Consider the following 26,237-nt stretch of genomic DNA (forward strand, 5'->3'; position numbering starts at 1 on the left):
AAGAGAGGCCGCGAGGTGTCAGCGGTGGGTTTCGGGAGCCCGAGGAGCAGCGGCGGCGGCCTTCCAGGTGGAAGGCGGCACGCACAGACGCTCCGGGGTGGTGGGCAGCAGTTGCTGGCAGCGCCAGTCCACGGGGCAGTCCGTGGGCTTCTCGCAGGTACGGCTGCAGAAGTAGCCCGCTTCCGCGCGGGCGGCGCCGCCCGGTGCTGCGTGCAGGCACAGCCCGGACGCGCAATCCGAATGCGAGCCCTGGGTGCAGTCCTCTCCCAAGGCCATCCGTCCCGTCCCATTCCCCTGGGGCCGGTGCTCCGTCAATACAGGGGCCGAAGCCGCCGGTGCGCTCTCGCGCGAGGTCCCGCTCTCGCTACACCCTGCCAGGGACAGCAGGGCCAGAATCCCCCAGAAACGACTTCCCCCAACGCACACCCTCATGTCGGACTTCTCCTATTCTCGAAGCCCTAAACCTGATCCCGTCAGATATTGTCAAGCTGACACTCTGGAGTGCATGAAAAGTTCCGCGCAGTGCAGACTGTCTGGGATGGGGTCTGTGCCAGAGCCATCACGTCTGAATTGCCCCGGATGCAGTGCACCCGCCGGATCGCCCCGGAAGGCTGTCGCGGCGTGGCCGGGGAGCCGCACTTGCACCGGCCCGTCGGTTGCAGTTCCTGTGGGCATGAGAATGCCCTTGCTCGCCCTTGCCTTGATGTGTGCCGCACCCGTGGCCGCCGAGCCACCCCCCGCCGTGAAGGCTGGCGGTGCCTCCGTACTGGTGGCCCAGGCGGGCGGAACGGAGAAGGACGGGCCCATGCTCGTGCCCGTGCTCGAGTTCAAGGCCGGGCAGTGGAGGGCCCTGTCCACGGAAGCGGCACTGCGCGAGAAGGGCCCCACCACCTGGTCCGCCTTCGTCGTGACGAAGCCGGATGGCTCGGACCTGGGGCGCGCTGCCCTGCGGACGGATGCCGCCGTGAAGCCCTTCCAGCTTGCTTGGGGCGACGCCTTGCCAGGCACCCGGATCCGGGACGAGCTCAAGGATGCCGTGTGGTACGCGGTCTCGCTGAGCCCGAAGGATGACCGGGCACGGACCTTCACGACGCCGCCCGAAGGCCCGCTCCGGGACGCGCTCACGCGCAAGGTGCTCGCGGCCTTCCCCTCAGGGGAGGAGCTGGGCCAGCGGTTGCAAAAGGTGTCCGACTCCAGCTGCGAGGGGGCAGGGAGCTGGAAGGAAGACGTTACCTCCACCCGGGAACTCTTCGCGAGCCCGTATCAGATGATGGGGTGCGCACGAGGGACGGCGGAGCGCCCGCAGGTGTGCCATGTCCGCATCACCCGTCGCATGGTTTCGACAAAGACTCCCTGCGCCGCGTATGTCTGGGTTCAAGCGTGGGTGGTAGGCACTCCGGAAAAGCTCCAGGTGCTGCGCGTGGAACAGGAGGTCCATGTCGACGAGAAAGACATTTCCGGCGAGCGGGCCTCGGTGCTGCTGGAGCTGGATGGCCGCCTGTTCGCGCTGACGCGTCCCGTCTGTTACGAGGGTTGCGATCAGGTGTCGGTGGTGGAGGTGGGGCCCCGGGACGTCAAGCCCCTGGCGCGCGGTCCGGAGCTGCCGATGGACTGATGGCTCACCCCGCGTTCACGGCACGAACAGGGCGCCATCCGACAACGCGACCTCCGAGCCGCCGCCGCCCATCCCTCCCCAGATGAAGAGGGCGTTCCCCGTCCACACGCCCGAGTGCCCCGACCGCGCGGTAGGAGCGCCCTGGGGGCTCAGCGGGGTCCACGTATTCGAGGCGGGGTCGTAAGCCGCTCCGTCCGAGCAGGCGCCACCGGAGCCACACTTCGACGAGGCGCCACCCCAGACAATCATCTTCGTCCCGGTCCACACCGCGGAATGGCCGGTGCGGGGGGAGGGCGCGTCCTTGTCGGACAGGGGCGACCAGGTATCGAGCACCGGATCATACGCGGCGCCCCCTTCGCAGTAGCGAGGCAGGTCCTGCCCGTCGCTGCCACAGCCCAGCCCGCCCCAGACGATCATCTTCGTCCCGGTCCACACCGCCGTGTGCGCCCAGCGGGCCTGGGGAGCCCCCTGGGAAGACAGCGGACGCCAGGAGTCCGTCTCGGGGGAGTACGCCGCGCCATCGCTCAGGGCCACGTCCACGGAGGCTCCGCCACTGCCGCCCCAGACCATCAGCGCCTGCCCCGTCCACACCGTGGAGTGGTAGCGGCGGGCCACGGGGGCCCCGGCGCCGGACATGGGCGTCCAGGCGCCGGCCTCCACGTCGTACCGGGCCCCATCGCCCAGCACGCGCGCCTGCTGGGGCTCCTCGCCGCCCCACACCAGCATCCACCGTCCCGTCCAGGCCGCCGAGTGCCAGCCGCGAGCGGAGGGCGCGCCTTGGGCCGGAAGCGCGCTCCAGGAGTTGGTGGACGGTGAGTAGGCCGCCCCGTCGCCGCAAGGCGTCTGGGGGCGCTCACCGCAGCCGACGCCGCCCCAGACGAGCATCCGCTGGCCGGTCCACACCGCCGTGTGCAGGGTGCGCGCGGCGGGAGCCCCCTGGGACGACAGCGGCGTCCAGATCCGGGACGCCACGTTGAACCGGGCCCCGTCCGCGCAGACCCCGTTGACGGTGCAGCCGCCCAGCCCGCCCCAGAGCAGGACGTCCTGGCCGTCGAACACCGTCGCCACCTGGAGCCCCGTGCCAGGGCCCGCGCCCGTGGGTAGGAGCTCCCAGGTGCCCTGTTCCTCCACCCCGGCCTTCCGTGGACTCGAGCAGCAGACCAGGGCGAGGAGGAACAGGCCTGAACCCAGGCGCATCCGAAACGGCTTCACTGCGTCACGCTTCGAATGCGCCATCGGGGATTCCTCCTGCTACCAGGGACGGGGGCTGCCGCAGGTGTAGCCCGGACCGTTGATGAAGCGAGACGCGGCGCGGCCGTTGGCATCCGCGGCGGCAGTCTGGCGCACGCTCAGCGGGATCCACCACTGCGACTGGTCCGCCACGTCGCACAGGAACTCCACCTGCACCTGGTTGGGCGAGTGGAACCGGCTGGCGGTGCCATTGTTCTCCCACATGGCGCCAAAGACATACTTGGAGATGCCGTGGAAGTAGAAGTAGTCGCAGCCGTTGATGGTGCACGCGCCCTGCGGACCGGGCCGGTGGCCGCCCGTGTTGCCGTTGTCGAAGTTGTACTTGTCGAAGTAGGCGTGCCAGCCCTCGTGCATGTAGTCACCCGCGCGCGAGCCCGGGTTGGAGTTGCTGACGTTCGGGTTGTAGAGCGGGCACGCGGTCTCCACGCGGTCCGTGTCCCACGGCCAGAACCGGGGGGTGAAGGTCCCGAAGACGTCCGTGCGGTCGGTGATGCTGTGATACAGGCTGTCGTGGAAGTTGCTGCTGCGCGCCTCCGCCGTGGCCCGGTAGTCCTCGGTGCCATGGAAGGACTGGTCCCAGTTGTCCAGCATGCCGTACGTCAGCAGGTAGGACGCGTTCCAGTGCTTGGGGAACTCCAGGTTGACGTTGCAGGCGTCATTCCAGCCGCGGTTGCTCCAGTCCCCGGAGCGCAGGCCGTAGGCCTGGTACTGCCAGAGGAAGAAGTCCTGCCAGCAGCCGTGGGTGTTCCACAGGGCCCGGTCCGCGTTGCTCGCGGTCGTCTGGGTGCAGACGGCGCCGGCCTCGGTGGCCAGGCCAAAGGCCAGGACGGACGACATCAGCGCAATGCCTTGCTTGAGATTCATGGGCGTTCTCGCTCCTCAGGTCGTGAGGGAAGGTCAGAACTTCGGAGGGGTCACGTCGAAGGTGTTGGGCTTCTCCTCGGGCGGGCGCGGCTCCTTCCGCTCGGGGTTCGGCGCCTGCACTTCGGGGTGGGCCTTCAGGTAGGCGGTGAGCTTGCGGTTGAACGACTCCGCGCCTTCGCCGCTGACGCGCCGGACGCGGTCCAGGAACCGGCGCTCCTCCTTGCGGACGAACGGCTCCAGCTCCTTGCGAGCCTCCAGCGAGTCCCCGCGATTCCACAGGAAGGCGCTGATGGCCTCCGCGCGGACGATGACGGAGGGATGGTTGCCGGCCTGGTTCATCACCTCGCGGTCGAACTCCGGATCGCGCAGGTAGGCGACGCCCGCGATGGCCTTGGCCTGCAGGCGCGCCTGCTGGGCCTCTTCCTGGAGCTCGCCTTCGATGACGGTGCCCTTGGTGGGCAGGGGCCGGCGAACGAACTCCACGAGGAACTTCGCGCCGTCGTAGGTCCTCATCTCCCCGAGCAGCCCCAGGCCGACGAGCGCGCGGCTGGTGTCCCCGGACTTCTGGGCCGCGAGGATCTCCTCCATGAAGGCCTTGATGAGGTCCGGGTTCTTCGCGGCGGACACCAGCGCCCGGCGCGCGTCGTTCTGCTCTTCCACCACGGACTCACCGGCCCAGGTGATGAAGGCATTGACGCTCTTGCGAGCATCCGCCGCATCCAGCTTCGGAGGCGCGTGCAGGACCCGGCCGGCGATGACGCGGCTGGGAGGAATGTCAGACGGCTTTTCCGAAGTGGGCTTGTCCTGCGCGACCGCCATGGAGCCGGACATCAGCCCCAGGGTCACGACAATGGTGCCCGTGCGCGAGAAGACTCGCCCTTTGTTGCGCTGCATGGTCCTGCCTCCATTCACAGAAGTGAAGGAAGTGCCCTCCGAGGGGCTCCCCCTGCCACGACGCGCCGCTACCGCCGCGACCCGTGGATGGAGTGACTCATTTCAACAGGCGTACCAGCGCGCTCCCAGAGGGAGGAGAGGGGATGGCCTCTTCCGAATGTTGCTTCCGGAGCGACAGGCGGTGTTGTTCACGTTGCCCGGCAGGCACCCGGCGCCTTTCACCGCCGTCACAAGGGCTTTAACGTGGGGCGGATGCGTTGTGGCACTCACGACTGGTCCATCTCCGGCCCCTTCCTGAACATCCAGCACAAGGTCGGCCCCGTTGACGGCTGGCTGGCGCGGGGCGCGGCGCTGGTCGTGGTGGCCTTCCCGGCGATGGCCTACGTGATGGGCTTCTTCGGTGACGTGCGCATCTGGCTCCTGATGATGGCCATGGTCAGGGGCTGTCCTTCTTCTGCTTCATGTAGTCGGGGCTGATCCTTTCGATCGCATTGGCGGCTTCACTGCCAATGGTGCCGACCCATCCGGGCACTTCGGTGTGATCTCCAAGAAGCCCTTCGAGGACTGGAATAAGAGGTTGATGGCGCGTTGAACCCAAGGCGAAAATCGAACAGTAACGAACCTCGGGGGATGGGTCCTTCAATGCAGCGACCAGTGCCCCGACTGCAATCTTGAACTTCTCGGAATCCGTTGGGATTTCACGGATCATGTACGCGATACCCTCCGCGGCCTGACCACGCACGCTGGGAGCTTCCCGCGGGTCTGAGAGAATGCCGGCCATGAGTTCGCACAATGACTGGTTTGTATGCCAAGCCAAGGCATAGAGGATGGCTTGCCTCGTTTCGGCGCGGCGCTCGTGCTTGAGGAGTTCGAGCAGTTGAGGCGTTGTTGACTCTTCGTACGCAAGCAGGCGGGCTGCCTTGATCATTGCATCCGGGTCATCTCCTGAGATTGCCTTGAGTGTTGATTCACGCTCATCTTGGGAGAGTGGCTTGCCTTCATCCATTACCGAGTCCTATCCGGGAGGTGGCTCCAGTTTACTCAGCTGGCTGAAACCATGGAAGGCCGCAATTTCCATTTCAGTTCATGGCAACGCCAGGGGCAAAGCGGAATGGTGAGGCCGCCTGACGCGGAGAACTGTTGAGCGGAGGGACGGTGGAGGATGGCTTTCTGGCACTGCCAGAATCGAAATGTACTGCCTTGAAGCCAAGGGCCGGGCCGCCTTTGCCTGCGACCTGGGGCCCTCTCAAGCGTGCTCGGCGAGTGGCGGCGCGCTGAGACAGGCGCGCCGCCGGGTTCCTCGCTCGTGTTCTACTGGCTGTGATTCATCCCTGTCGCTGTTCTATCTGCACGGCCTGGCGCCGGAAGACACCGTCGTGCTCTGTGCGCATGGAGCCGGGGTCAGCGCGCGTGGTTCTCGCACTTCTTGCCCTCCCCATTGAATCCGTCGGTGTCAAAGCAGAGGCAGTGCCTTCCATATTTCTGGCCGGCATCCTCCGCCGTGACTTTCGCCCTTCGGGTTGCATCTGCGCAATTCTGGTTTGACCAGCCGACGAGGTAGTCAGCTCCGCTCCGGGCGCCGTTGCCCTGGCAGGCTGCCGCGCATGCATACCACTTGTCCCTGGGCTTCTGGCAGATATCCCGAATTGCTTCCTTTGCCTTCTCCCAGCGCGACTTGAGCAGCGCGTTGAGATCGCCCAGGCATTGGGTGCCGATGCAGTAGACGCCCGCGGTGATGACGCCTGCAGAAACCAGTGCCTCGCCAATGCCCACGCCCACGCCCACGACAATGATTCCCGGGTTCTTGCCGGTAGGGTCCACGAAGCCTGTGGGGTTGTTTAGCGCGTAGGCATAGGGAGCGAGGCTGCGTCCTTCGGCTGCGTATACGAGAATCGACTGCGGATCCAACAAGAGCGGTTCAGGCTGGAGATACCGGCCGATGCTCGGATCGTAATAACGATTCCAGTTCTCGAAGAGGTCGGTTTCGGCGTCGTGGTACTGGCCGGGGAAGCGCAGGGGCGTCCAGAAAGGGGCGGCGCCCGTCTGGAAGCGGCGGTACTCGTAGGCGGAGATGACCGCGCCTTGCTCCTCCTTCGTGCGCGGGAGGGCTGAGCAGGCGCAGGTAGAGCCGCTGCGGAAGCAGGCCGAGAATCCCGTGTTGTTGAGCACAGCACGGACGCCAGACGTGCTTGGGGTGAACCAGGGGGTGAAGGCTCGTCCCGGTTGCCAGGGCACCCGGGTCGCCAGCGCAGTGCTGGTGGCTTCGTCGCGAATGGTAATGGTGTCATCCCGGCCCTGGCTGGCTTCGTCCGTACATGCTTCGAAATCACTCCAAAGGTCCGAGCTGTCGAAGAGGACGCGCTGCTGAAGGCTGGTGCCCGCGATGGTGGGCTGCTTCATGACCGTACCGAAAGGACCGGAGGTCGATACGGTGTAGGGATGAGGCGTTTCGATGTCGACGCTGACCCGGTTGACGTGGCCAAAGGCGTCGTACTCGCCAGTGCCGGCGACGCGGCCGCTGTCGTCCAACGTAAGCACTGGCTTGCCCTGGTAGTCAGTAACGAGGTGGTAGAAGCCGCAAGCGGCCCCCTGGCCATCGCGAGCGCAGTCCGTGGTGCCGTCAGAAAGATGCTGCCATGACGCGTCCAGCTTCCCGCGCAGGACCGCGATGGGCTTGCCATCCAACCAGACGTACTCATCCACCGGGTGTGAAGTCGAGGCCAGCGAGGAGGCGTTGCCTTGGTCTACAATCAGCCCCTGCGACTGGTTGTAGAAATACTCATCCTTGATGCCCGTGGGATAGTCCTTCAGTCGACGTTGTCCCTGGGAGTCATAGAAGTAATTGTACGTCAGGCCATTGACGCTGACCGTCTTGAAGACGGTCTCCGAACCACCATTGGATGAAGGGCCTGAGGTGAAGTCGAGGTGAAAGGCATTTCCTTGTGAATCCACGGGATGCCAGGATTTCTTGGATGCGCGTCCATCCGCGTCGTAGGTGTATGAATGGCCAAGCTGGGCGTCCGTCTGGGTGGAGCTGCGCGAGACCAGTTGATCCGGATGGCCCGTGTTGGTGTAGGTCAGGGCCCAGGAATTGGCTTCGCCAGCCTCCGTGGTGCGGTTGCTCCGGCTGTCATAACCAAATGAGCGCGAGGTGTAGGCGCCTCCTTCGGTCGTGAGTGTGCCCGTGGCTCCCGTGAGGCGCAGCATCCAGTCCTGGCTGTAGTGCTCGGTTCGTGCCGAAGTCGCACCCAGGAGGCAGGAATAGCTATCCACGAGCTGGTCGGCCTGCCACGAGTAGAACTGCTTCAATACGCTGCCGTTCCCGCTGCCCGGAACAAACTCCGCGTTCGCCGCGAGGGTGGAGACCCAGAGCGCACGGATGCGGCCGGTCTTGTCGCCGGTGGCGGCACTGGGCATGGTTGTCGCGCAGGTCGCCGCCGCAGAGGCATCTCCGCCGCGAGCGTATTCGACACTGCCGGTCGCGCCCGTCATCACATAGTGGGTGCGGTATCCTCGCAGCCCGCCGTAGGGTTCCCAGGCGATCTGCGAAACCAGTGGCTCGTTGGTGGAGACACCTCCGCCGCTGTACCGCCAGACATAGACGCTTTCAACGCGGTCGGTGAGAGCGCCGGTGCCGTAGTTGTACGTGACCGTTCGGCCGTACGGATACGTCACCTGCTTCAGATTGCCGTTGGGCGTATAGGTGTAGGCAGTATGGGGATTCTGGAAGGGCGTTCCAGGATTACAGGTGGTGGTGCCAGCGCGCAGGCGCACCTCCCTGAGCTTACGGCCCTGGGCGTCGTAGCTGAACCAGGTGCGACCGAAGGAGTCGTCCTTGTAGAGAAGCCTGCCGCGTGTGTTGGACAACGTGCCGCACGACGCGTCGATGCTGGCTGAGACGTCATACCCCTGGGAGAAGAGCCCCTCCGCGCCACCGGAGACCAGCGGCGAGTTGTGGACGGTGGCCACGAGTCGGCCCATGGCATCGAAGCTGGATGCAAGATGATCCCGAGCGTGAGCGGCGGCCATCGCAGGGGTCTGCTTCACCACGAGATTGCCAGCAGCATCGTACGCGAAGCGGGTGATGCCCGCGGTGCTTCCACTTCCCATGCTCGCGAGGGCGACCTCAACCGCATGTCCGAAGTCGTCAAACTGGTAGCGTGAAGCATTGGCGGAGGGGACTGCCGTCGCGCAATCCACCGTGGCGGAGAGTCCCGAGTCCACGCTGGTGACATTCCCGTGCGCGTCGTGCTTCACGCAGGTGCGCGTCGTGACGCCCGACAGGGGGTGCTCGTCGATGCGCTGGAGGCGGTCCGCGCGGTCGTACTGCATGGCGGAACACTGGTCGGATGTCGGCTGGCCATCGGCTCCCGCCGCGCACCAGGCTGGAGCGATGTTGAAGCCATTGCCTACGCCTGTGATGTTGTTGCTGCCGTCGTAACTCTTGACCATTGCCCTGTAGTTGCCCACGCCATTTCCTACCATCTTCCAGGAGGGGCGCTGATGGGCATCCGCGGCGTAGGACATGACCTTGCGCACAACACTGGAGATGTCCTTGTAGCTCTCCTCTTTCAGGGTGCCATCCGGCCAATACGTGTAGGTGACCTTCTCCGCCCAGCCGGTCCCCATCACGTTGGACGACTTCGCCTTCCACTGAAGCTTGTCGGAGAGAGGGCCCGCGCAATAATCGATGAGCGCCGTGCCATAGCAGAAGAGTTCGTAGTTCCCTTCGGGATGCCTGACGGAGGTCAGGTGGCCAGCGCCGTCATACCCGTAGCTGGTCACCGCATCTGGCTGCCCGGCAAGCCGAACCGTCTGCGAGGACACCTTGCCGCTCGCGAAATAGGTGTAGAGGGTCGTGACTCCGTTGGCATCCACCGTTTCGGTGACGTGTCCGCTGGCGTCATAGGCGTTGAAGAACGTTTCCACCGGAACGCTGGTGAGACCCGCCGGATAACGGGCTTCCTTCTGGCGCTGGTTGCGCCGGGGCGTCGTCTCTGTCGCCGCCCAATAGAAGGTCTGCGTGATGGGGAAGATGCTTCCGGAGGGGCAGTCCGTCGCGGCCTCGCCGGTGACAAAACATGGGCCGTGCTCTTCCACGGTTCGACCCAGGCTGTCGGGCGTACTTTCTCCGGTGCGCGTCGTCAGGAAGAAGGTGCCAATCCAGCGCTGCTGGCTGATCCAGGTTCCGGTCGCCGAGTCGAAGACTCGCGTCCATCCGGACTGGATTGTGGCGGACTTGCGTCCAGTGGTGTCATAGCGGTGGAAGATACGCGCCTTCTGGCCAGCCGCGCCCAAGACACTTGGGCGCTCCTCGGATGCGAGGAGCTGCTCGCCGTTGGGCCCGTAGGTGTATGCGAAGGCCTTCTCCTCCAGCGCTCCCGTGCCCGTCATGTCCTGAGCGCCGCGCTTGATCCCTGTCTTCTCCAACACCGAGGCAGGGACGCCCGTGCCCGCAGCCGGCGCGGCGTAGGTGTAGACCTCCCAGAAGTCGCGCTTGTTCTTTCGGGCCTTTTCGTAGGCAGGCAGTCCACCTGCCGCACAGGCCCACTCGTAGCGCTCCGTTCCCGCGCTGCAGGCATTGGCGACGGTGCAGGCATCCGTTGTCTGGTAGAGGCGGGGGGTCGCGGATTGGGTCGTATCCGCGAGGATCTCATAAGTCCGGTTGTAGCCCGTGCTCCCGGTGACTCCGTCCCCGCGGCCAGCAGCGGCGTCGTAGACAGTGCGCTTCTGCGGTTGCACGCCACAGCAGTTGCTTCCGGCCACGCAGGTGGATGCCGTCAGGGCGCCCAAGGTCAGTTGCTCGTTTCCCGTGGTCGAAGCGGAAACAGTTCCATCGGTGGCGTAGTCATGCTTCGTGATCAGCAGGTTGCCGATCGTTGAGTACACCGACGAGGTGAACGCGTTGGATGTGTAGCTGTACGTGATCGTACGGCCGGACAGCGCGGCCTGCGCCAGTTGGCCGGGACGCTCCACGCTTCCAGAGTCCAGCGTGTAGGAGTACGTCACCGCGGGCGTGGATTCTCCGCGCCGGGTCACGCTGCGCAATACGCACTCGGGGGCACCGGACGTCGGGGTGAGGTTGGTGTACTGGAAATCCAATGCATTGGAGGAGCTGCTGACAGAGGCAAGGTAGGGCACGCCAACCGCGGTCCCCGTGTTTCCAGGGGGGCAGGAGAGGCCCGGGGGATCCGCGTAGCTCAGGGTTGCCTCCTCCACGCCACTCGGAGACACGATCCGGCTGAGGAAGTAGCGCTCCAGGGTTCCTCCCGCCTGGATGTGCTTCGCTTCGAAATAGGACTTACGACCGCCTGCTTCCGTCAGCACGAAGCCCGTGGAGATGCGCTGCAGCCGTTCGCGCTTGTTGGCGGAGCCACCGGAAGGCGTTGCCGTACACGTCGCGCCCGTGCAGGGGGTGAAACGGGTCACGGATCCCGTTCCCTTGACCACGACCCATGACGTGGAACCGAGACGGATGAAGCTGTAGTACTCGTGCCACCAGTTCAAGGAGTTGGAGTTGGCGGCACTGGCGCCGAAGGGTTTTGGCACCTGCCCGACCAGGTTTTCTTGCGCCCAGGTCTTGACTGACGAGGTGAAGTGGCGCGTCAGCTTCAGCGGCGCGACACTGTTGGTCAGCTCCAGGTCAGTCTCGATATTGATGGTTTCTCCAGTGAGAGCATTCACCGGATCGCCAATGGATGGCTGGATCTCGCCGTTGATGCCGCAGGCACACTTGCCATCCGAGCACTCCGGGGGCGGCGTGAAGCAAGCGTCGTTACAAGTAGACTGCGCGAGGTTCGCAGGACACGACGTGTACCCATAGGTCCAGCAGACAGCAAGCCATGATTGCGTGGGCGCGTGATAGATCGGGTCCACGGGGTTGATGAGTGACCCCGGAATACCCAGGCCCGGTTTGCCATCGCAGCGGCATTGAGTAACAACTCCGTTGCTACAGGTTGCCGCAGTCCAGCCGGTGCACGAGTTCTGGGCCAGGGCGACTTTCGGCGCAAGCGCTAGCAGGGTGATGAAAAAGGCGAGTCGAGCTATTGGCAGCATGCCTGTGAGTCCGTATCTTGAAGAGGACTAAGTGGAGTAAGTGGTTGGTCGTTGTTTGAAATGCTGTCGTTGCGAATCTGTTGCTTGGATCAACCCTTTGGCGGAATGCACAGGCGTTCCGGCGCGGTCGGGAGCAATTGCTGGCATTGCCAGTTCGCGGGACAGTCCGTCCGCTTCTGGCACGTGCGACTGCAGATGTAGCCGGAGTCCGCGCGAGCAGGACCTTGGACCGCTGCGTGCAGGCAGAGGCCCGACGCGCAATCCGAATGGGAGCCGCTGGTGCAATCCTCACCCAGGGCGCGCTGCCCGGTGCCGTTCTCGCGGACGCGGTGCTCCGTCAGGATTGGCGGTGCTGCTCGCGCTGCACCTGCTTGCGGCTTTCCCCCCTCACTGCACCCCACCAACGAGAGCAGGGCGAGCATTCCCCAGGCACGACCGCTCCCTACGCGTAGCTTCATGTCGGACTTCTCCTATTCCCGAGTCCTAAACATGAACCTCTCAAGAGTTGTCAAGAGAACACTCGGGTGCGCCTGGCAAAAGCGCCTGGAGTGCAAGTTGTTTTGGATGAAGCCCGAGCCGTGACGTCTGAAATTGACAATGGAAAGGGCTGCCCCTCGCCGGCCCTCCCCGCAGGGCCATCGTGCGTCCACTGTCTCCAGGCTCAAGGCTGCCCGGGTTGAAGCGGACTTCCCCCTGCGCTACACCGCTCCGCAGTCGCTAGGGGTGCCTCCGGAAGGGGGCTGAGACGGAGGCGTGGCCGCTTCCGATCCCTTTGAACCTGAACCGGTTAGTACCGGCGGAGGGAAGCGGTGTGGGTGCTCCAGGCCCCCGTCCCGTCTCCCGTCCGTTCTCACGAGGAGCCGTCCGATGAGTGGAGCGTCCAAGAGCCTCAAGGTCGATGGGAAGGTGCTGGAAGGAATCAGCCGCGGCCCGCTTCCCGCCTCGCGCAAGGTCTACGCGTCCGGGTCCCTGCACCCGGACCTCCGCGTCCCCCTGCGCGAAATCACCCAGACGCCCACGCGTCACCACGGCCACGCCGGCCCGGAAACCCCCAACCCGCCTGTCTACGTCTACGACTCCAGCGGCCCCTACACCGACCCCGCCGCGGACATCGACCTGCGCCGGGGCCTGCCCGCCGTCCGTGAGAACTGGATCCGCGCCCGCAACGACACCGACGAGCTGGATGGCATCACCTCCGAGTACGGCCGCGCCCGCGAAGCCGACCCGCGCCTCAATGGCCTGCGCTTCGGCCACATCCGCAAGCCTCGTGTCGCGAAGGCCGGCGCCAACGTCAGCCAGATGCACTACGCCCGCAGGGGCATCATCACGCCGGAGATGGAATACGTCGCCGTGCGTGAGAACCAGAAGCTCGACGCTTCACTCGCCGCCCAGCACCCCGGCCACTCCTGGGGCGCCGCGATTCCTCGCGTGATTACTCCGGAGTTCGTGCGCGACGAGATTGCCCGCGGCCGCGCCATCATCCCGGCCAACATCAACCACCCGGAGGTGGAGCCGATGATCATCGGCCGCAACTTCCTGGTGAAGATCAACGCCAACATCGGCAACTCCGCCGTCACGTCCTCCATCGAGGAGGAGGTGGAGAAGATGGTCTGGTCCATCCGCTGGGGCGCGGACACCGTCATGGACCTGTCCACCGGCCGCAACATCCACGAGACGCGCGAGTGGATCCTCCGCAACGCGCCCGTGCCCATCGGCACCGTGCCCATCTACCAGGCGCTGGAGAAGGTGGGCGGCAAGGCGGAGGAGCTCACCTGGGCCATCTTCCGCGACACCCTCATCGAGCAGGCCGAGCAGGGCGTGGACTACTTCACCATCCACGCCGGCGTGCGCCTCCAGTACGTCCCGCTCACCGCGAAGCGCCTCACCGGCATCGTCAGCCGGGGCGGCTCCATCCTCGCCAAGTGGTGCCTCGCCCACCACCAGGAGAACTTCCTCTACACGCACTTCGAGGAGATCTGCGAGATCATGAAGGCGTATGACGTCAGCTTCAGCCTGGGGGACGGCCTGCGCCCCGGCTCCATCGCGGACGCCAACGACGCCGCGCAGTTCGGCGAGCTGGAGACGCTGGGCGAGCTCACGAAGATCGCCTGGAAGCATGACGTGCAGACGATGATCGAAGGCCCCGGTCACGTCCCCATGCACCTCATCCAGGAGAACATGACGAAGCAGCTCGCCGTGTGCCACGAGGCGCCGTTCTACACGCTGGGGCCCCTCACCACGGACATCGCGCCCGGCTATGACCACTTCACCAGCGGCATTGGCGCGGCGATGATCGGCTGGTTCGGCACGGCGATGCTCTGCTACGTGACGCCCAAGGAGCACCTGGGCCTGCCCGACCGCGATGACGTGAAGGAAGGCGTCATCACGTACAAGATCGCCGCCCACGCCGCGGACCTCGCCAAGGGCCACCCGGGCGCGCAGGCCCGCGACAACGCCCTGTCCAAGGCGCGCTTCGAGTTCCGCTGGGAGGATCAGTTCAACCTGTCCCTGGACCCCGAGCGCGCCCGTTCCTTCCACGATGAGACGCTTCCGGCCGAGGGCGCCAAGGTCGCGCACTTCTGCTCCATGTGCGGCCCGCACTTCTGCTCCATGAAGATCACCCAGGACGTGCGCGACTACGCGGACAAGGTCGGCGTCAACGAGGCCCAGGCGCTGGAGCAGGGGATGAAGGAGAAGAGCGAGGAATTCAAGAAGGCGGGCCACGCGCTGTACCGCTGAGAGCCGGCCAGCGGGCAGGGGCCTCCAGGCGTGGCCCCTGTCCACTGGATGACAGGCACCGACACGGCATGCCATGTTGCACCCCATCCGGGCGCACCCGTCGCGCCCCCAGACTTCCCGGAAGGGCTCTCATGGACATGGACCCCCAGCAGCGTGAGGATCAGCAGTTCGGCTCGTTCATCACCGGCTCGCCCACGGCGACCCAGGATGAGAAGGTGATGGGGATGCTGTCCCATCTGGGCGCCATCGCCGGCCTGGTGGTGGGCGCGGGCTTCCTGGGCTGGGCGGTGCCGCTGTTCCTGATGCTGACCAAGGGCAAGGAGTCGTCCTTCGTCCGCGGCAACGCGGTGGAGTCGCTCAACTTCCAGATCACCACGCTCATCGCGATGTTCGTCTCCGGCATCCTGATGTGCGTGGGCGTGGGCTTCATCCTGGTGCCCATCGTCGCGCTGGCGTCGCTGGTGTTCAGCGTCATTGGCGGCATCAAGGCGAACGAGGGCCAGCTGTACCGCTACCCCGTGAACCTGCGGCTGGTGAAGTAGCCGTCAGCCGCCAATGCCCATCATGGGCAGGAGCGTGGCGCCGTTTCCGGCCTCCGTGAAGCGGTGCCCCTCCGGCTTCTCCCCCAGCGCGCGGCGCACGGCCATGGCCAGCTCCGCGTCCGTCGCGCCGCCCCGGATGAGCTGATGCAGCGGCGCCTGCGCCCGGCCGCCCAGGCAGCTGCGCAGGTCGCCGTTGGACGCCACCCGCACCCGGTTGCAGCCGCCGCAGAAGTTCTGCGTCAGCGGGGAGATGAACCCCACGCGACCACCCTCCGTGCGCCAGTAGCGCGCGGGGCCGGACGTGGGCGACGCGGCGTTCTCCGGCGGCTCCTCGGTGAGGACGCGGCCTGAAGCCGCCAGGCGCTCCAGCAGCTCCGCCGTGGGCACCGGCGTGCCCTGGCCAAAGGGCATCAGCTCGATGAAGCGCGGGGTGATGCCGCGCGCGTGCGCGTACGTCACCAGCTCCGGCACCTCCACGTCATTGACGCCGCGCATGACCACGACGTTGAGCTTCAGCGACTGGAAGCCCGCGCCCGCCGCCGCGTCGATGCCGCGCAGCACCGCCGCGAAGTCACCCTGCTTGGAGATGCGCCGGAACACGTCCGCGGACAGCGTGTCCAGGCTCAGGTTGAGCTGGGTGACGCCCGCGTCGCGCAGCGGCACGGCCAGGGACTCCAGGCGGCTGGCGTTGGTGGTGATGGCCAGGTGCTCCACGCCGGACACCGCGGCGATGCGCTGGGCAATCTCCAGGATGTCCGGCCGGGCGAGCGGTTCTCCGCCCGTCAGGCGCACACGGCGGATGCCCATGCGCGCGAAGACGGAGACGATGCGCTCGAACTCCCCTGCGTCCAGCAGGTCCTTCTTCCCGCCCCACGACGCGGGCGAGCAGTAGGTGCAACGGAAGTTGCAGCGGTCCGTGACGCTCAGCCGCAGGTACGTCATGCGCCGCCCCTGGGCGTCACACAGCGGCGGGGCGAGCGGATTCGAAGCGGGCAGGGGAGCGGTCATCGCGGGGCCTTCCGCCTTCATGGATAGCAACCCGGCCGGGGAAAGACACCGCTTCCCGCGGGCAGGCTCAGCCCTCGGTGCCGGAAGCGGAGCGGATGACGACAGGCGGCGCGCCAATGGGCGTGGCGGTGCTGCCTACCGGCGGAGAGTCCGGCTCGTCGTCCAGGTCGGTGAGCCGCGCCAGCTCGGCCTCGGATTCCGCGGCGTCCGCGGCGGCCTGCATCGGGTTGAGCTTCTTCTCCGCCATCTCCTTCTTGATGCGGATGAGGCCCTCCTCGCCGATGTCCAGGAACGCCTTCACCACGTCCGGATCGAACTGCGTGTTGGCGCAGCGCTTGATCTCCTGGATGGCGTTGGCGAACGTCGTTCCCTTGCGGTACGGCCGGTCGCTCGTCATCGCGTCCAGCGTGTCCGCCACCGCGAAGATGCGCGCGCCGATGTGGATCTCGTTGCGCTGGAGGTTGCGGGGGTAGCCCGCGCCGTCGTAGCGCTCCTGGTGCGACAGGACGATGTCCGCCGGGGTGGAGAGGAAGGGGATGTTCTGGATCATCTGGAAGCCGATCTCCGGATGACGCCGCATCTCCAGCCACTCGTCGGGGGTGAGCTTGCCGGGCTTGAGCAGCACCGCGTCCGGCACGCCGATCTTCCCGATGTCGTGCAGGAGCGCCCCGCGGCCGATCTCCTCCATCTCCTTGCCGCGGATGCCCATGCGGCTGGCGATGGCGCTCGTGTAGCTGACCACGCGCTGGGAGTGGTCGCTCGTCTCGTGCTCGCGCGCGTCCAGGGCCGCCACCAGCGCCAGCAGCGTGTTCTGGTACGTGTTGGCGATGTTGTGCAGCGCGCTGCGAAGCTCCGCGGTGCGGTCGCGCACCTTGCCCTCGAGCTTCTTCTGGTAGCGCTTGCGCGCCATCTCGATGCGGCGCTTGGCGAGCGCGCGCTCAATGGCCCGGATGAGGTCGGTGAGCTTGGGTGGCTTGAGCAGGTAGTCCACCGCGCCCCGGCGCAGACAGTCCACGGCGGACTCGGTGTCGCCGTAGCCGGTGAGCATGATGACGGACGTGTCCGGCAGCCGCTCGCGCAGGTTCTCCAGGAGCCACAGCCCGTCGCGGCCCGGCATCTTCATGTCGCTGATGACGAGCGGCGTCTCTTCTTCACCCGCGACGTCGAGCGCCATCTCGGCGCCGTTGGCCACGACGCAGTTGTAGCCCTCCTCACGGAGGAGCACGGAGATGACGTCGCGGACGGAGTCGTCGTCGTCGACGATCAGGATTCTGGGCGGTGCGGGGGGGATGGCTTCCACGGCGGAAGATTCTAGAGGTTTCCAGGGATTAAAGGCGAACGAGTGCGAGAAATCAGCACCCCCTCGCCTCCCTGCCATCCAGGGTGGGGTGCGAGCCCTGGCGCCGCGGTGAACGTCGCGGGTCCCCGGCGCATTCCCCGCCCCCTTGCGTAGGGCGGGCAGGCGCCCTGCGTCATCCGCGCGCCAGCGTCCCCCGGTCGTACCGGAAGGGGGTGAGATCCACCGAGGGCTTCTCCCCCAGCACGGCCTGGGCGACGAGCTTCGCGGTGATGGGGGTGAGGAGGATGCCGTTGCGGAAGTGGCCCGTGGCGAGGAACAGGCCGGGCGTGGGGCCCGCTCCAATGTAAGGCAGCGCGTCCTGGGTCCAGGGACGGAAGCCGGCCCACGTCTCCGTCATGGGCGCGCTGCCCAGGTCCGGGCAGAGCTCCAGCGCCATGTCGAGGATCCGCGCCAGGCCCGCCGCGGTCACCTGCTTGTCGAAGCCCACATGCTCCATGGTGCTCCCGGCGATGATCCGCCCATCCGCGCGCGGCACGAGGTAGCCCTTCGCGGACGTCACCACGCGCTCCAGGAGCGGCAGCCGCGTCTGCAGTTGCACCATCTGTCCGCGCGCCGGGCGCACCGCCTGCGCCGACACGCCCGCACCCTGGACCAGGGACGACCACGAGCCCGCCGCCAGCACCACGGCGTCCGCGCGCAGCACCTCGCCGTCCAGGTCCACGCCCACCGCGCGGCCATGCTCGTGCACGACGCCGCGCACGTAGCCGCTCCGGAACACCGCCCCCACGCGCGCGGCGGCCATGGTGAGCGCGCGCACGAGGAGCCGGTTGTCCACCTGGTGATCATCCGGGAAGTGCGCGGCGCCCACGGCGGTGGGGGACAGGTGCGGCTCCAGCTCGCGCGCGGCCTTGCCATCGAGCAGCTCGGCGCGCAGCCCCATGCCGTGCTGCCAGCCCACGGTGGACTCCACGTGGTGGAGGTCCGCTTCGTCGAACGCGACGCGCAAGAGGCCGCACGGCCGGTACGCGATGTCCACGCCGGAGAGCTCACGCAGCTCCGCGGCGAAGCTTCCATAGAGGGCGCGGCTTCGCAGGCAGAGCTCGAAGAAGGGGCCCGGTCCGTCGGCCTCCCACTGGGGGGCGAGGATGCCGCCCGCGGCGCTGGAGGCCTCGGCGCCGGGGATGGAGCGCTCCAGCACCGTCACGCGCGCACCGGCCTGACGGAGTCTCAGCGCGATGCCGCAGCCCATCACGCCACCGCCCACCACGAGGACGTCGGAGGTTGCCATGCGCCGCTTGTGCTCAAGCAAGCACGGGTTTGCAAGCGGCAAGACAGGCCATGACTTGGGGTGACTTGACGTTGAGGCCTCCGGTCGTTAACCCTAGGGCCGTGCGTTCCACGTCCCTGCATCACCACCATGCGTATCATCGGCCGGCCCATGACGGGACCGTTCGCCGCGCGCATGCCTGGGTGACGCACTAGAACGCACCCACTTCCGGCAGATGCCGCAGTGACCGAAGGCCCGTCCCCCCAGGACGGGCCTTTTTTCGTTTCCGCCACCGCAGTCCCCCGAGCCCGACCATGTTGAAGATTGCCCTGCCCAACAAAGGACGTCTGTCCGAGGAAGTGCGCGAGCTGTTCAACGACGCGGGCCTGGAGGTGCGCGCTCGGGGCGAGCGGGCCCTCACCGCGTCGCTGGGCGGCGAGTTCGAGGCCATCTTCGTCCGCGCCCAGGACATCCCGGAGTTCGTCGCGGACGGCGCCGCGCAAGCAGGCGTCACCGGCTGGGACCTGGTGAACGAGGCCGGGCGCGAGCTGGAGCCGCTGATGGACCTGGAGTTCGGCCGCTGCCGGCTGGTGGTGGCCGCGCGCGACGAGAGCGGCATCACCCGCGTGGAGGACGTGAAGGACGGCATGCGGGTGGCCTCCTGCTTCCCCCGGCTGACGCAGGCCTTCTTCCAGCAGCGCGGACAGAAGGTGACGGTGGTGCCGGTGAGCGGCGCGGCGGAGATCGCTCCGCACCTGGGCATCGCGGACATCGTGGTGGACCTCACGTCCACGGGCTCCACGCTGAAGATGAACGGCCTGCGCGAAGTATCCACCGTGCTGGAGTCCAGTGCCCGGCTGGTGGCGTATCCCGGCAACGGCGCGGAGGCGCGGCGTGCGCTGGAGGAGCTGACGCAGGCGCTGGGGTCGGTGCTGGCGGCGCGCGGGCGGCGCTACCTGATGGCCAACGTCCCGAAGACGTCGCTGGAGCAGGTGCGTGAGGTGCTGCCCGGCCTCAACGGTCCCACGGTGGTGGACGTGATGAACGGGGGCCACTTCGTCGCGGTGCACGCGGTGGTCTCGTCGAAGACGCTCTACCGCACGGTCAACGCGCTGAAGGCGCTGGGCGGGCAGGGCATCCTCGTCACGCGCATCGAGAGGTTGATGGCATGAGCGCTCCGGTCCTCAAGTATCAGGGAGCCTTGTCCGCACTGGAGCCCGAAGCGCGGCGGAGGCTGCTGGCGCGCACGGAAGAGTCGGACGCCCAGGTGGCCTCCCGAGTCCAGGCGCTCATCGCGCGAGTCCGTGCGGAAGGTGACCGGGCCCTCTTCGACTTCGCTCGGGAGTTCGACCGTGTGGAACTCCAGGCCCTGGAGGTTCCGCGCGCACGGTGGGACGCGGCGCTGGAATCCATTCCGTCCGGCGTGCGCGAGGCGCTGACCCGCGCGGCGCGCAACATCGCCCGGGCGCATGCGGCGCAGCGGCCCCAGGCCATCGAGGTGGAGACGGAGCCCGGCGTGGTCGTGGGCCGCCGGCCGGATCCGCTGAGCCGTGTCGGCGTGTACGCCCCCGGCGGCAGGGCGGTGTACCCCAGCAGCGTGCTCATGGGCGTGGTCCCCGCGAAGGTGGCGGGCGTGGGCGAGGTCATCGTCTGCTCTCCTCCAGGACCGGACGGACTGCCGAGCGCGGGCGTGCTCGCGGCGGCGGCGCTGGCGGGCGCGGACCGGGTCTTCGCATTGGGTGGCGCGGGGGCGGTGGCCGCGCTGGCCTATGGCACGCGGAGCGTGCCCCGGGTGGACCGCATCGTCGGACCGGGCAATGCCTACGTGGCGGCGGCGAAGCTCCAGGTGGTGGACGCCGTCGCCATCGACGCGCCCGCGGGCCCGAGCGAAATCCTCGTGGTCGCCGACGCGAGCGCCCGTCCGGAGGCCGTGGCGCGCGAGCTGTTGGCCCAGGCGGAGCATGACCCCGAGGCCTGCTGCGTGGCGCTGGTGGTGGGCGCTCCGCTGGCGCAGGCGGTGCGGGACGCGGTGGAGGAGCAGGCCCGCGTCGCGCGGCGCGGCGACATCGTCCTTGCCGCGCTGGGCAGCCGGGGCGCGGTGTTGCGCATCGACTCGCTGGAGGAGGCGTGGCCCTTCGTCGCGGACTTCGCGCCGGAGCACCTGCTGCTCGCGACGGCGAAGCCCTCGGAGGACCTGGCGCACGTTCGCAACGCGGGCACGGTGTTCGTGGGACAGCGCGCGTCGGTGGCCTTCGGTGACTACCTCACCGGCGCGAACCACGTGCTGCCCACGGCGGGTCTGGCCCGGGCGTACTCGGGGCTGAGCGTGCTGGACTTCTACCGGTGGACCACGTGGCAACGCGTGACGCCAGAAGCGGCGGCGGCGATGGCTGATGACGTGGGGACGCTGGCGGACAGCGAGGGCCTCTTCGCCCACGCGGCCGCGGCGCGGGCCTGGAGGGTGCCGTGATTCCGTTCCGCGACACGTATCGGGACATCCCGCTGTACTCGCCGGCGAAGAAGCCGTGCCGGGTGGACCTGAGCGACAACACCAACCTCTTTGGCGCACCGCCCTCGGCGGATCGCGTGCTGCGGGAGGAGGGCTTCCTGAAGCTCTCCCGCTATCCCGCCGGCTATGCGCCGGACCTGAAGCGCGCCGTGGCGCGCTACGCGGGCGTCGCGGTGGAGAACGTGACGACGGGGTGCGGCTCGGACGACGTCATCGACTGCGCGCTGCGGGCCTTCCTGGAGCCCGGAGACGTGGTGGCGTTTCCGGATCCCACGTTCGTGATGGTGCCCATGTTCGCCCGGCTGAGCGCGCTCAAGCCGGTGCCCGTTCCGCTACGGGCGGGTTCGGACCTGGACGTGGAGGGCCTGCTCGCCACGGGGGCGAAGCTCATCTACGTGTGCACGCCGAACAACCCCACCGGCACGGTGGCCTCTCGCGCGTCGCTGGAGCGTTTGGTGGATCAGGCGCGGGGCGTGGTGCTCATCGATCAGGCCTATGTGGAGTTCGCGCGGGGCGGAGACTTCCTCGACCTGGCGCGGACGCGGCCCAACGTCCTGGTGACGCGCACGATGTCCAAGGCGTTCGGCCTCGCGGGCCTGCGGGTGGGCTGGGGCGTGGGTGCGCCGTCGCTGGTCGCGGAGGTGGAGAAGGCGCGGGGGCCCTACAAGCACACGACGCTGGGCGAGGCCGTGGCGGTGTCCGCGCTCACGGAGGATGTCGCGTGGATGGAGGCCTGCGCGGCGGAGGCGGTGGAGAACCGCGAGCGGCTGCGCGGCGGTCTGAAGGCGCTGGGCCTGGAGCCGCTGCCTTCGGAGGGGAACTTCCTCCTCGTCCCCGTGCCGGAAGCGTGGCGGGTGGGCGAAGCGCTGCGGGAGCGCAACGTGAACGTGCGGGTGTTCGAAGGGCTCACGGGCGTGGGCGATGCGCTGCGCATCGGCTGCGGTCCCTGGCCCCTGATGGCTTCGGCGCTGAAGGCCCTCAAGGAGGTGCTGTGATGCGAGTGACCCTGTTCGACTACGGCGCGGGCAACCTGCACTCGCTGATCAAGGCGCTGGCCACCACGCCCGGCGCGGAGGTGCGCGTGCAGGAGGATCCGTCGCGCGCGCTGGATACCGACGTCCTGGTGCTGCCCGGTGTGGGGGCGTTCGGCTCGGCGGCGGCGCGGCTGGCTCCGGGTCGCGAGGCGATGCGGAAGGCGCTGGACGCGGGCCTGCCGTGCCTGGGCATCTGCCTGGGCATGCAGCTGCTCTTCGAGGAGAGCGACGAGGGGGCAGGGCAGGGACTCGGCTACTTCCCGGGCCGCGTGACGCGGCTGGCCGCGCGGCATGTCCCGCAGATTGGCTGGAACGACGTGGAGGAGGACCGGGCGCTGAAGTCCGCGCGGCTGTCCACCGTGTACTACGCGCACAGCTTCGTGTGCCGTGCCGTGGAGCCGCGCGAGGTGGTGGGCTGGACGACCCACGAGGGCGATCGGTTCCCCGCGTCCGTGCGGCGCGGCAACGTGCTGGGCGTGCAGTTCCACCCGGAAAAGTCCTCCCAGGTGGGCGTGCGCTTCGTGCAGGCGTTCCTCCAGGAGGTGTCCTCGTGATCGCCATTCCGGCCATCGACCTGCGGGAAGGCGCGTGCGTGCAGCTCGTGGGGGGCTCCTACGAAGCGGAGCGCGTGCGCGTGAATGATCCGCTGGACGCCTTGAAGCAGTGGCTCGCGCTGGGCTTCCGCACGTTCCACGTCGTGGACCTGGACGCGGCGCTGGGCAAGGGCTCCAACGCGGACGTGGTGGCGCGGCTGGTGTCGCACGCTCCGGGCCTCACCTTCACGGTGGGCGGCGGTGTTCGCGACGCTTCGCGAGTGGAGGCGGTGCTCGCGGGCGGGGCGTCCTCGGTCGTCGTGGGGACTCGCGCCATCGAGGACCTCGCCTGGCTCACCGGGGTCGCGGAGCGCTTCCCGGGCCGCGTGGTGGTCGCCGCGGACGTGAAGGGCCGCGAGGTCGTGACGCGGGGCTGGACGGCCGGCAGCGCGCGCGACATCCGCGACGTGCTGTCCGCGCTGGAGCCACTGCCGCTGGGCGGGATGCTCGTCACGGCGGTGCACAAGGAGGGGCAGCTGGGCGGCGTGGACCTGCCGCTGATGGAGGAGGTGGCCCGCTCGAGCCGGCACCGGCTCCTTGCCTCCGGCGGCGTGACGACGTTGGAGGACCTGCGCGCACTGGCGAAGGTGGGCGCGCACGGGGCGGTGGTGGGCATGGCGCTTTACACAGGACGGCTGGATGCGCGCGCGGTCGCGCGGGAGTTCACGGAATGAGCACGGTCACCACGGTCGTCCGGGAAACGAAGGAGACACAGGTCACGGTGGAGCTGGCGCGCGGCTCGGGCGTGGCCCGGGTGGACACGGGCCTCAAGTTCTTCGACCACATGCTCGCCACCTTCGCGCGCTACGCGGGGCTGGACCTGACCCTGCGCGCACGCGGCGACCTGCGCCACCACCTGATGGAGGACGTGGCCATCACCCTGGGCACCGCCGTCCAGCGCGTCATCCCCGCCACGGCGGCGCGCTACGGCGAGCGCACCCTGCCCATGGACGACGCGCTGGTGCAGGCGTGCCTGGACGCGGGCGGGCGCTTCTACTACCGGGGCCCATTGAAGAACCGGCTGTATGAGCACTGGATGCGCTCCTTCTGCGAGCACTCGCGCATCACGCTCCACCTGCGGGTGCTGCGCGGAAAGGACAGCCACCACCTCACCGAGGCGGCCTTCAAGGCGCTGGGGCTCGCGCTGCGCGACGCGATGGTGGACTCCGGCGTCGTCTTCAGCATGAAGGGCAGTGTCTCCCTGGAGGTGAAGTGATGCTCCGCCGACGGATCATCGTCTGCCTGGATGTGAAGGGCGGGCGCGTGGTGAAGGGCGTCCAGTTCGAGGGCCTGCGCGACGTGGGCGACCCGGTGGAGCTGGCACGACGCTATGAAGAAGCCGGCGCCGACGAGGTGACCTTCCTGGACATCTCCGCGAGCGCCGAGGAGCGGCAGACGCTGTGGGACCTGGTCCAGCGCACCGCGGAGCGCCTCTTCATCCCGCTCACGGTGGGCGGCGGCGTGCGCACCGTGGACGACGTGGGCCGCGCGCTGCGGGCCGGCGCGGACAAGGTGAGCATCAACTCCGCGGCGGTGGCCACGCCCGAGTTGCTCACCGGCTGCGCGGAGCGCTTCGGCGCCCAGTGCGTGGTGGCCAGCATCGACGCGAAGCGGGAGGGGGACCGCTACCGCGTCTATACGCACGGCGGCCGTCGCCCCACCGACCTGGACGCGGTGGCCTGGGCGAAGGAGTGCGTCCGGCGCGGCGCGGGCGAGGTGCTGCTCACCAGCATCGACCGGGACGGCGCGCGCACGGGCTATGACCTGGACCTGACGCGCGCGGTGGCGGAGGCCGTGGACGTGCCCGTCATCGCTTCCGGTGGCGCGGGCCGCGCGGAGCACGTGCGCGATGCCCTGACGCTCGGCGCGGCGGATGCTGCCCTGGTGGCGGGCATCCTCCACGACGGCCTCACCACCGTGGGCGCCCTGAAGTCCCTCTTGAAGGACAACGGCATCTCCATCCGGAGCACGACATGAACGCGGACCCGAGAGACTTGATGGAGGCCGCCGCCGAGGTGGCGCGCAAGGCCGGCGACGTGGCGCTGGACTTCTTCCGGCGCGGCATCGCCGTGGACACCAAGAGCGATGGAACGCCCGTGACCGTGGCGGACCGCACCGCTGAATGGACCGCCCGCGAGTGGCTGGAGGCGCGCTTCCCGGAGGACGGCATCCTGGGCGAGGAGTTCGGCGAGTCGCGGGCGGGCGCGAAGCGGCGGTGGATCTTGGATCCCATCGACGGCACGAAGACGTTCATCCGGGGCGTGCCGCTGTGGGGCACGCTGGTCGCGGTGGCGGAAGGGGAGACCATCCTCGCGGGCGCGGCCTACTTCCCGGCCGTGAACGAGCTGCTCGTCGCGTCCCCGGGCCTGGGCTGCTTCTGGAACGGCTCCGCGGCGCGCGTGTCGGAACAGGACTCGCTGGCGCAGGCCGTGGTGCTCGTCACCGACGAGCGCTTCCTCCAGAACCCCGCGAAGGGCGCAGCGTGGCGGGAGCTGTCCCGGCAGGCGTCGCTCTCCCGCACCTGGGGGGACTGCTACGGCTACCTCCTCGTCGCCACCGGCCGCGCGGAGGCCATGGTGGACGAGGGCCTGTCGCCCTGGGACGCGGCGGCGCTGCAACCCATCATCGAGGAGGCCGGCGGCGTGTTCACCGACTGGAAGGGCACGCGCACGGCGTTCGGCGGTGACGGCATCGCCACCAACGCCGCGCTGGCGAAGCAGGTGCGCGAGGTGCTGGGCAAGGGAGTGCGGCCATGACGCTGGACCTCTCCACGTTGAACTTCGACAAGGGCCAGGGGCTGGTGACGGTGGTGACGCAGGACGCGAGCACCGGCGACGTCCTGATGGTGGCGCACGCCGACCGCGAGGCGATGGAGCGCACGCTCGCCACGGGCGAGATGCACTACCGCTCCCGCACGCGCGGCCTCTGGCACAAGGGCGCCACCAGCGGGAACACCCAGCAGGTCGTCTCCCTCACCGCGGACTGCGACGGCGACGCGGTGCTCGCGCGCGTGCGGAAGGCCGGGCCCGCGTGCCACACCGGCGAGGAGACCTGCTTCGGTGAGGGCCGCTGGGACGCGCTCGCGCACCTGGACGCGACGCTCGCCGCCCGCGCGACGGGCCCCCTGCCGGAAGGCGCGAAGCCCAGCTACACGCGGCGCCTGCTGGAGGACCGGAACCTGCGCCTGAAGAAGCTGGGGGAGGAGGCCGCGGAGCTCGTCACCGCCTGCGCGGACGCGGATGCACACCGGGCCGCCGAGGAAGCCGCCGACCTGCTCTACCACGTGCTCGTCGCGGTCCGTCCCCTGGGCCTGACGCTGGACGACGTGAAGGCCGTCCTCGCTGCCCGCGCGCGTCCGAAGGTGCCCTGAACTCCCCGGATTGCCCGGCGTGTCGGTTGCGACCCAGGCGGAGTTGTCCAACTGCACTGCATCCTCACAGCGTGGCTGGCACACAAGCGCCCCAAAGGTGCAGGCGTGTGTCCGCTACTCTTCAAGTGCTTCTGTGATCCTGGTACAGATTCCGGCCTGCGACACGGGCCGTGCCCGACGAAGCGGCCCCGTCGT

22 protein-coding genes and 1 riboswitch are annotated in these 26,237 nt (G+C 68.1%); of the genes, 13 read left to right on the plus strand and 9 right to left on the minus strand.

What is annotated here, in order from left to right:
• Nucleotides 1-18 precede the first annotated feature (18 nt).
• A complete protein-coding gene (locus NR792_RS05710) occupies nt 19-276 on the minus strand; it encodes a hypothetical protein (RefSeq protein ID WP_375759050.1) in 258 nt (85 codons plus the stop codon).
• Nucleotides 277-718: 442 nt separating this feature from the next.
• Between NR792_RS05710 and NR792_RS05715 the strand changes: the two genes are divergently transcribed.
• Nucleotides 719-1,615, plus strand: coding sequence for a hypothetical protein (locus NR792_RS05715; protein ID WP_375759051.1), 897 nt, complete (start codon nt 719-721; stop codon nt 1,613-1,615).
• A gap of 15 nt (nt 1,616-1,630) precedes the next feature.
• Here the strand turns inward: NR792_RS05715 and NR792_RS05720 are convergent, their stop codons facing one another.
• Genes NR792_RS05720 through NR792_RS05730 form a run of 3 tightly spaced genes read right to left on the minus strand, consistent with a single transcriptional unit; the run spans nt 1,631 to nt 4,624 of the window.
• A complete protein-coding gene (locus tag NR792_RS05720) occupies nt 1,631-2,812 on the minus strand; it encodes a Kelch repeat-containing protein (RefSeq protein WP_375759052.1) in 1,182 nt (393 codons plus the stop codon).
• Nucleotides 2,813-2,866: 54 nt separating this feature from the next.
• A complete protein-coding gene (locus tag NR792_RS05725) occupies nt 2,867-3,730 on the minus strand; it encodes a hypothetical protein (protein WP_375759053.1) in 864 nt (287 codons plus the stop codon).
• Between the two features lie 33 nt (nt 3,731-3,763).
• The gene (locus NR792_RS05730) at nt 3,764-4,624 is read right to left on the minus strand and encodes a hypothetical protein (RefSeq protein ID WP_375759054.1); all 861 of its coding nucleotides are present in this window, start codon (nt 4,622-4,624) and stop codon (nt 3,764-3,766) included.
• 252 nt (nt 4,625-4,876) lie between these two features.
• Between NR792_RS05730 and NR792_RS05735 the strand changes: the two genes are divergently transcribed.
• Nucleotides 4,877-5,101, plus strand: coding sequence for a hypothetical protein (locus tag NR792_RS05735; protein WP_375759055.1), 225 nt, complete (start codon nt 4,877-4,879; stop codon nt 5,099-5,101).
• On the opposite strand, the gene NR792_RS05740 is transcribed toward NR792_RS05735, so the two are convergent.
• Together NR792_RS05740 and NR792_RS05745 are read right to left on the minus strand one after the other, a co-directional pair.
• Nucleotides 5,061-5,630: a HEAT repeat domain-containing protein gene (locus NR792_RS05740; RefSeq protein ID WP_375759056.1), complete on the minus strand. Its 570-nt coding sequence runs from the start codon at nt 5,628-5,630 to the stop codon at nt 5,061-5,063. The genes NR792_RS05735 and NR792_RS05740 overlap by 41 nt on opposite strands.
• Nucleotides 5,631-6,025: 395 nt before the next feature.
• Nucleotides 6,026-11,500 carry an RHS repeat-associated core domain-containing protein gene (locus tag NR792_RS05745; RefSeq protein ID WP_375759057.1) on the minus strand — a complete coding sequence of 1,825 codons (5,475 nt, stop codon included), beginning with the start codon at nt 11,498-11,500 and terminating at the stop codon, nt 6,026-6,028.
• An 889-nt stretch (nt 11,501-12,389) separates the two neighbouring features.
• Nucleotides 12,390-12,502: riboswitch (TPP riboswitch) on the plus strand.
• A 45-nt stretch (nt 12,503-12,547) separates the two neighbouring features.
• On the opposite strand from NR792_RS05745, the gene thiC reads away from it, so the two are divergent.
• Together thiC and NR792_RS05755 are read left to right on the plus strand one after the other, a co-directional pair.
• Nucleotides 12,548-14,419 (plus strand): phosphomethylpyrimidine synthase ThiC, encoded by a 1,872-nt coding sequence (thiC, locus tag NR792_RS05750; protein WP_375759058.1) that lies wholly within the window; start codon nt 12,548-12,550, stop codon nt 14,417-14,419.
• Nucleotides 14,420-14,550: 131 nt separating this feature from the next.
• Nucleotides 14,551-14,961, plus strand: a complete 411-nt coding sequence (locus tag NR792_RS05755) for a DUF4870 domain-containing protein (RefSeq protein ID WP_375759059.1) — start codon at nt 14,551-14,553, stop codon at nt 14,959-14,961.
• A 3-nt stretch (nt 14,962-14,964) separates the two neighbouring features.
• On the opposite strand, the gene moaA is transcribed toward NR792_RS05755, so the two are convergent.
• The 3 genes from moaA to thiO all read right to left on the minus strand — a co-directional run bounded on the left by moaA (nt 14,965) and on the right by thiO (nt 18,557).
• Nucleotides 14,965-15,969, minus strand: coding sequence for a GTP 3',8-cyclase MoaA (moaA, locus tag NR792_RS05760; protein ID WP_375759060.1), 1,005 nt, complete (start codon nt 15,967-15,969; stop codon nt 14,965-14,967).
• Between the two features lie 67 nt (nt 15,970-16,036).
• On the minus strand, nt 16,037-17,269 hold the full coding sequence (locus NR792_RS05765) for an HD-GYP domain-containing protein (RefSeq protein ID WP_375759061.1): 1,233 nt from the start codon (nt 17,267-17,269) through the stop codon (nt 16,037-16,039).
• A gap of 172 nt (nt 17,270-17,441) precedes the next feature.
• Nucleotides 17,442-18,557 carry a glycine oxidase ThiO gene (gene thiO, locus NR792_RS05770; protein WP_375759062.1) on the minus strand — a complete coding sequence of 372 codons (1,116 nt, stop codon included), beginning with the start codon at nt 18,555-18,557 and terminating at the stop codon, nt 17,442-17,444.
• A gap of 293 nt (nt 18,558-18,850) precedes the next feature.
• On the opposite strand from thiO, the gene hisG reads away from it, so the two are divergent.
• The 9 genes from hisG to hisIE are packed head-to-tail and all read left to right on the plus strand — an operon-like array spanning nt 18,851 to nt 26,042.
• Nucleotides 18,851-19,708, plus strand: coding sequence for an ATP phosphoribosyltransferase (gene hisG / locus NR792_RS05775; RefSeq protein WP_375759063.1), 858 nt, complete (start codon nt 18,851-18,853; stop codon nt 19,706-19,708).
• A complete protein-coding gene (gene hisD, locus NR792_RS05780; RefSeq protein ID WP_375759064.1) occupies nt 19,705-21,006 on the plus strand; it encodes a histidinol dehydrogenase in 1,302 nt (433 codons plus the stop codon). Before hisG ends, hisD begins: the two co-directional genes overlap by 4 nt.
• Nucleotides 21,003-22,040: a pyridoxal phosphate-dependent aminotransferase gene (locus NR792_RS05785; protein WP_375759065.1), complete on the plus strand. Its 1,038-nt coding sequence runs from the start codon at nt 21,003-21,005 to the stop codon at nt 22,038-22,040. The genes hisD and NR792_RS05785 overlap by 4 nt, the downstream gene beginning before the upstream one ends.
• Nucleotides 22,040-22,633, plus strand: a complete 594-nt coding sequence (gene hisH, locus NR792_RS05790) for an imidazole glycerol phosphate synthase subunit HisH (protein WP_375759066.1) — start codon at nt 22,040-22,042, stop codon at nt 22,631-22,633. The genes NR792_RS05785 and hisH overlap by 1 nt, the downstream gene beginning before the upstream one ends.
• Nucleotides 22,630-23,346 (plus strand): HisA/HisF-related TIM barrel protein, encoded by a 717-nt coding sequence (locus tag NR792_RS05795; RefSeq protein WP_375759067.1) that lies wholly within the window; start codon nt 22,630-22,632, stop codon nt 23,344-23,346. Before hisH ends, NR792_RS05795 begins: the two co-directional genes overlap by 4 nt.
• On the plus strand, nt 23,343-23,888 hold the full coding sequence (locus NR792_RS05800) for an imidazoleglycerol-phosphate dehydratase (RefSeq protein ID WP_120523712.1): 546 nt from the start codon (nt 23,343-23,345) through the stop codon (nt 23,886-23,888). The genes NR792_RS05795 and NR792_RS05800 overlap by 4 nt, the downstream gene beginning before the upstream one ends.
• Nucleotides 23,885-24,649: an imidazole glycerol phosphate synthase subunit HisF gene (hisF, locus tag NR792_RS05805; protein WP_375759068.1), complete on the plus strand. Its 765-nt coding sequence runs from the start codon at nt 23,885-23,887 to the stop codon at nt 24,647-24,649. The genes NR792_RS05800 and hisF overlap by 4 nt, the downstream gene beginning before the upstream one ends.
• Nucleotides 24,646-25,428 carry a histidinol-phosphatase gene (gene hisN / locus NR792_RS05810; protein ID WP_375759069.1) on the plus strand — a complete coding sequence of 261 codons (783 nt, stop codon included), beginning with the start codon at nt 24,646-24,648 and terminating at the stop codon, nt 25,426-25,428. The genes hisF and hisN overlap by 4 nt, the downstream gene beginning before the upstream one ends.
• Nucleotides 25,425-26,042, plus strand: coding sequence for a bifunctional phosphoribosyl-AMP cyclohydrolase/phosphoribosyl-ATP diphosphatase HisIE (gene hisIE / locus NR792_RS05815; RefSeq protein WP_375759070.1), 618 nt, complete (start codon nt 25,425-25,427; stop codon nt 26,040-26,042). The genes hisN and hisIE overlap by 4 nt, the downstream gene beginning before the upstream one ends.
• Nucleotides 26,043-26,237 lie beyond the last annotated feature (195 nt).

The sequence above is a fragment of the Corallococcus exercitus genome (assembly GCF_042231735.1).
GTDB classification, from domain to species: Bacteria; Myxococcota; Myxococcia; order Myxococcales; family Myxococcaceae; genus Corallococcus; species Corallococcus exercitus_B.

Coding starts and splice junctions, on each gene's coding strand:
- NR792_RS05730 (WP_375759054.1), bottom strand. CDS start 4,624: ATGCAGCGCAACAAAGGGCGAGTCTTCTCGCGCACGGGCACCATTGTC.
- moaA (WP_375759060.1), bottom strand. CDS start 15,969: ATGACCGCTCCCCTGCCCGCTTCGAATCCGCTCGCCCCGCCGCTGTGT.
- NR792_RS05800 (WP_120523712.1), top strand. CDS start 23,343: ATGAGCACGGTCACCACGGTCGTCCGGGAAACGAAGGAGACACAGGTC.
- hisN (WP_375759069.1), top strand. CDS start 24,646: ATGAACGCGGACCCGAGAGACTTGATGGAGGCCGCCGCCGAGGTGGCG.
- NR792_RS05740 (WP_375759056.1), bottom strand. CDS start 5,630: ATGGATGAAGGCAAGCCACTCTCCCAAGATGAGCGTGAATCAACACTC.
- NR792_RS05755 (WP_375759059.1), top strand. CDS start 14,551: ATGGACATGGACCCCCAGCAGCGTGAGGATCAGCAGTTCGGCTCGTTC.
- hisG (WP_375759063.1), top strand. CDS start 18,851: ATGTTGAAGATTGCCCTGCCCAACAAAGGACGTCTGTCCGAGGAAGTG.
- NR792_RS05725 (WP_375759053.1), bottom strand. CDS start 3,730: ATGAATCTCAAGCAAGGCATTGCGCTGATGTCGTCCGTCCTGGCCTTT.
- hisD (WP_375759064.1), top strand. CDS start 19,705: ATGAGCGCTCCGGTCCTCAAGTATCAGGGAGCCTTGTCCGCACTGGAG.
- NR792_RS05735 (WP_375759055.1), top strand. CDS start 4,877: ATGCGTTGTGGCACTCACGACTGGTCCATCTCCGGCCCCTTCCTGAAC.
- thiC (WP_375759058.1), top strand. CDS start 12,548: ATGAGTGGAGCGTCCAAGAGCCTCAAGGTCGATGGGAAGGTGCTGGAA.
- NR792_RS05710 (WP_375759050.1), bottom strand. CDS start 276: ATGGCCTTGGGAGAGGACTGCACCCAGGGCTCGCATTCGGATTGCGCG.
- thiO (WP_375759062.1), bottom strand. CDS start 18,557: ATGGCAACCTCCGACGTCCTCGTGGTGGGCGGTGGCGTGATGGGCTGC.
- NR792_RS05720 (WP_375759052.1), bottom strand. CDS start 2,812: ATGCGCCTGGGTTCAGGCCTGTTCCTCCTCGCCCTGGTCTGCTGCTCG.
- hisH (WP_375759066.1), top strand. CDS start 22,040: ATGCGAGTGACCCTGTTCGACTACGGCGCGGGCAACCTGCACTCGCTG.
- hisIE (WP_375759070.1), top strand. CDS start 25,425: ATGACGCTGGACCTCTCCACGTTGAACTTCGACAAGGGCCAGGGGCTG.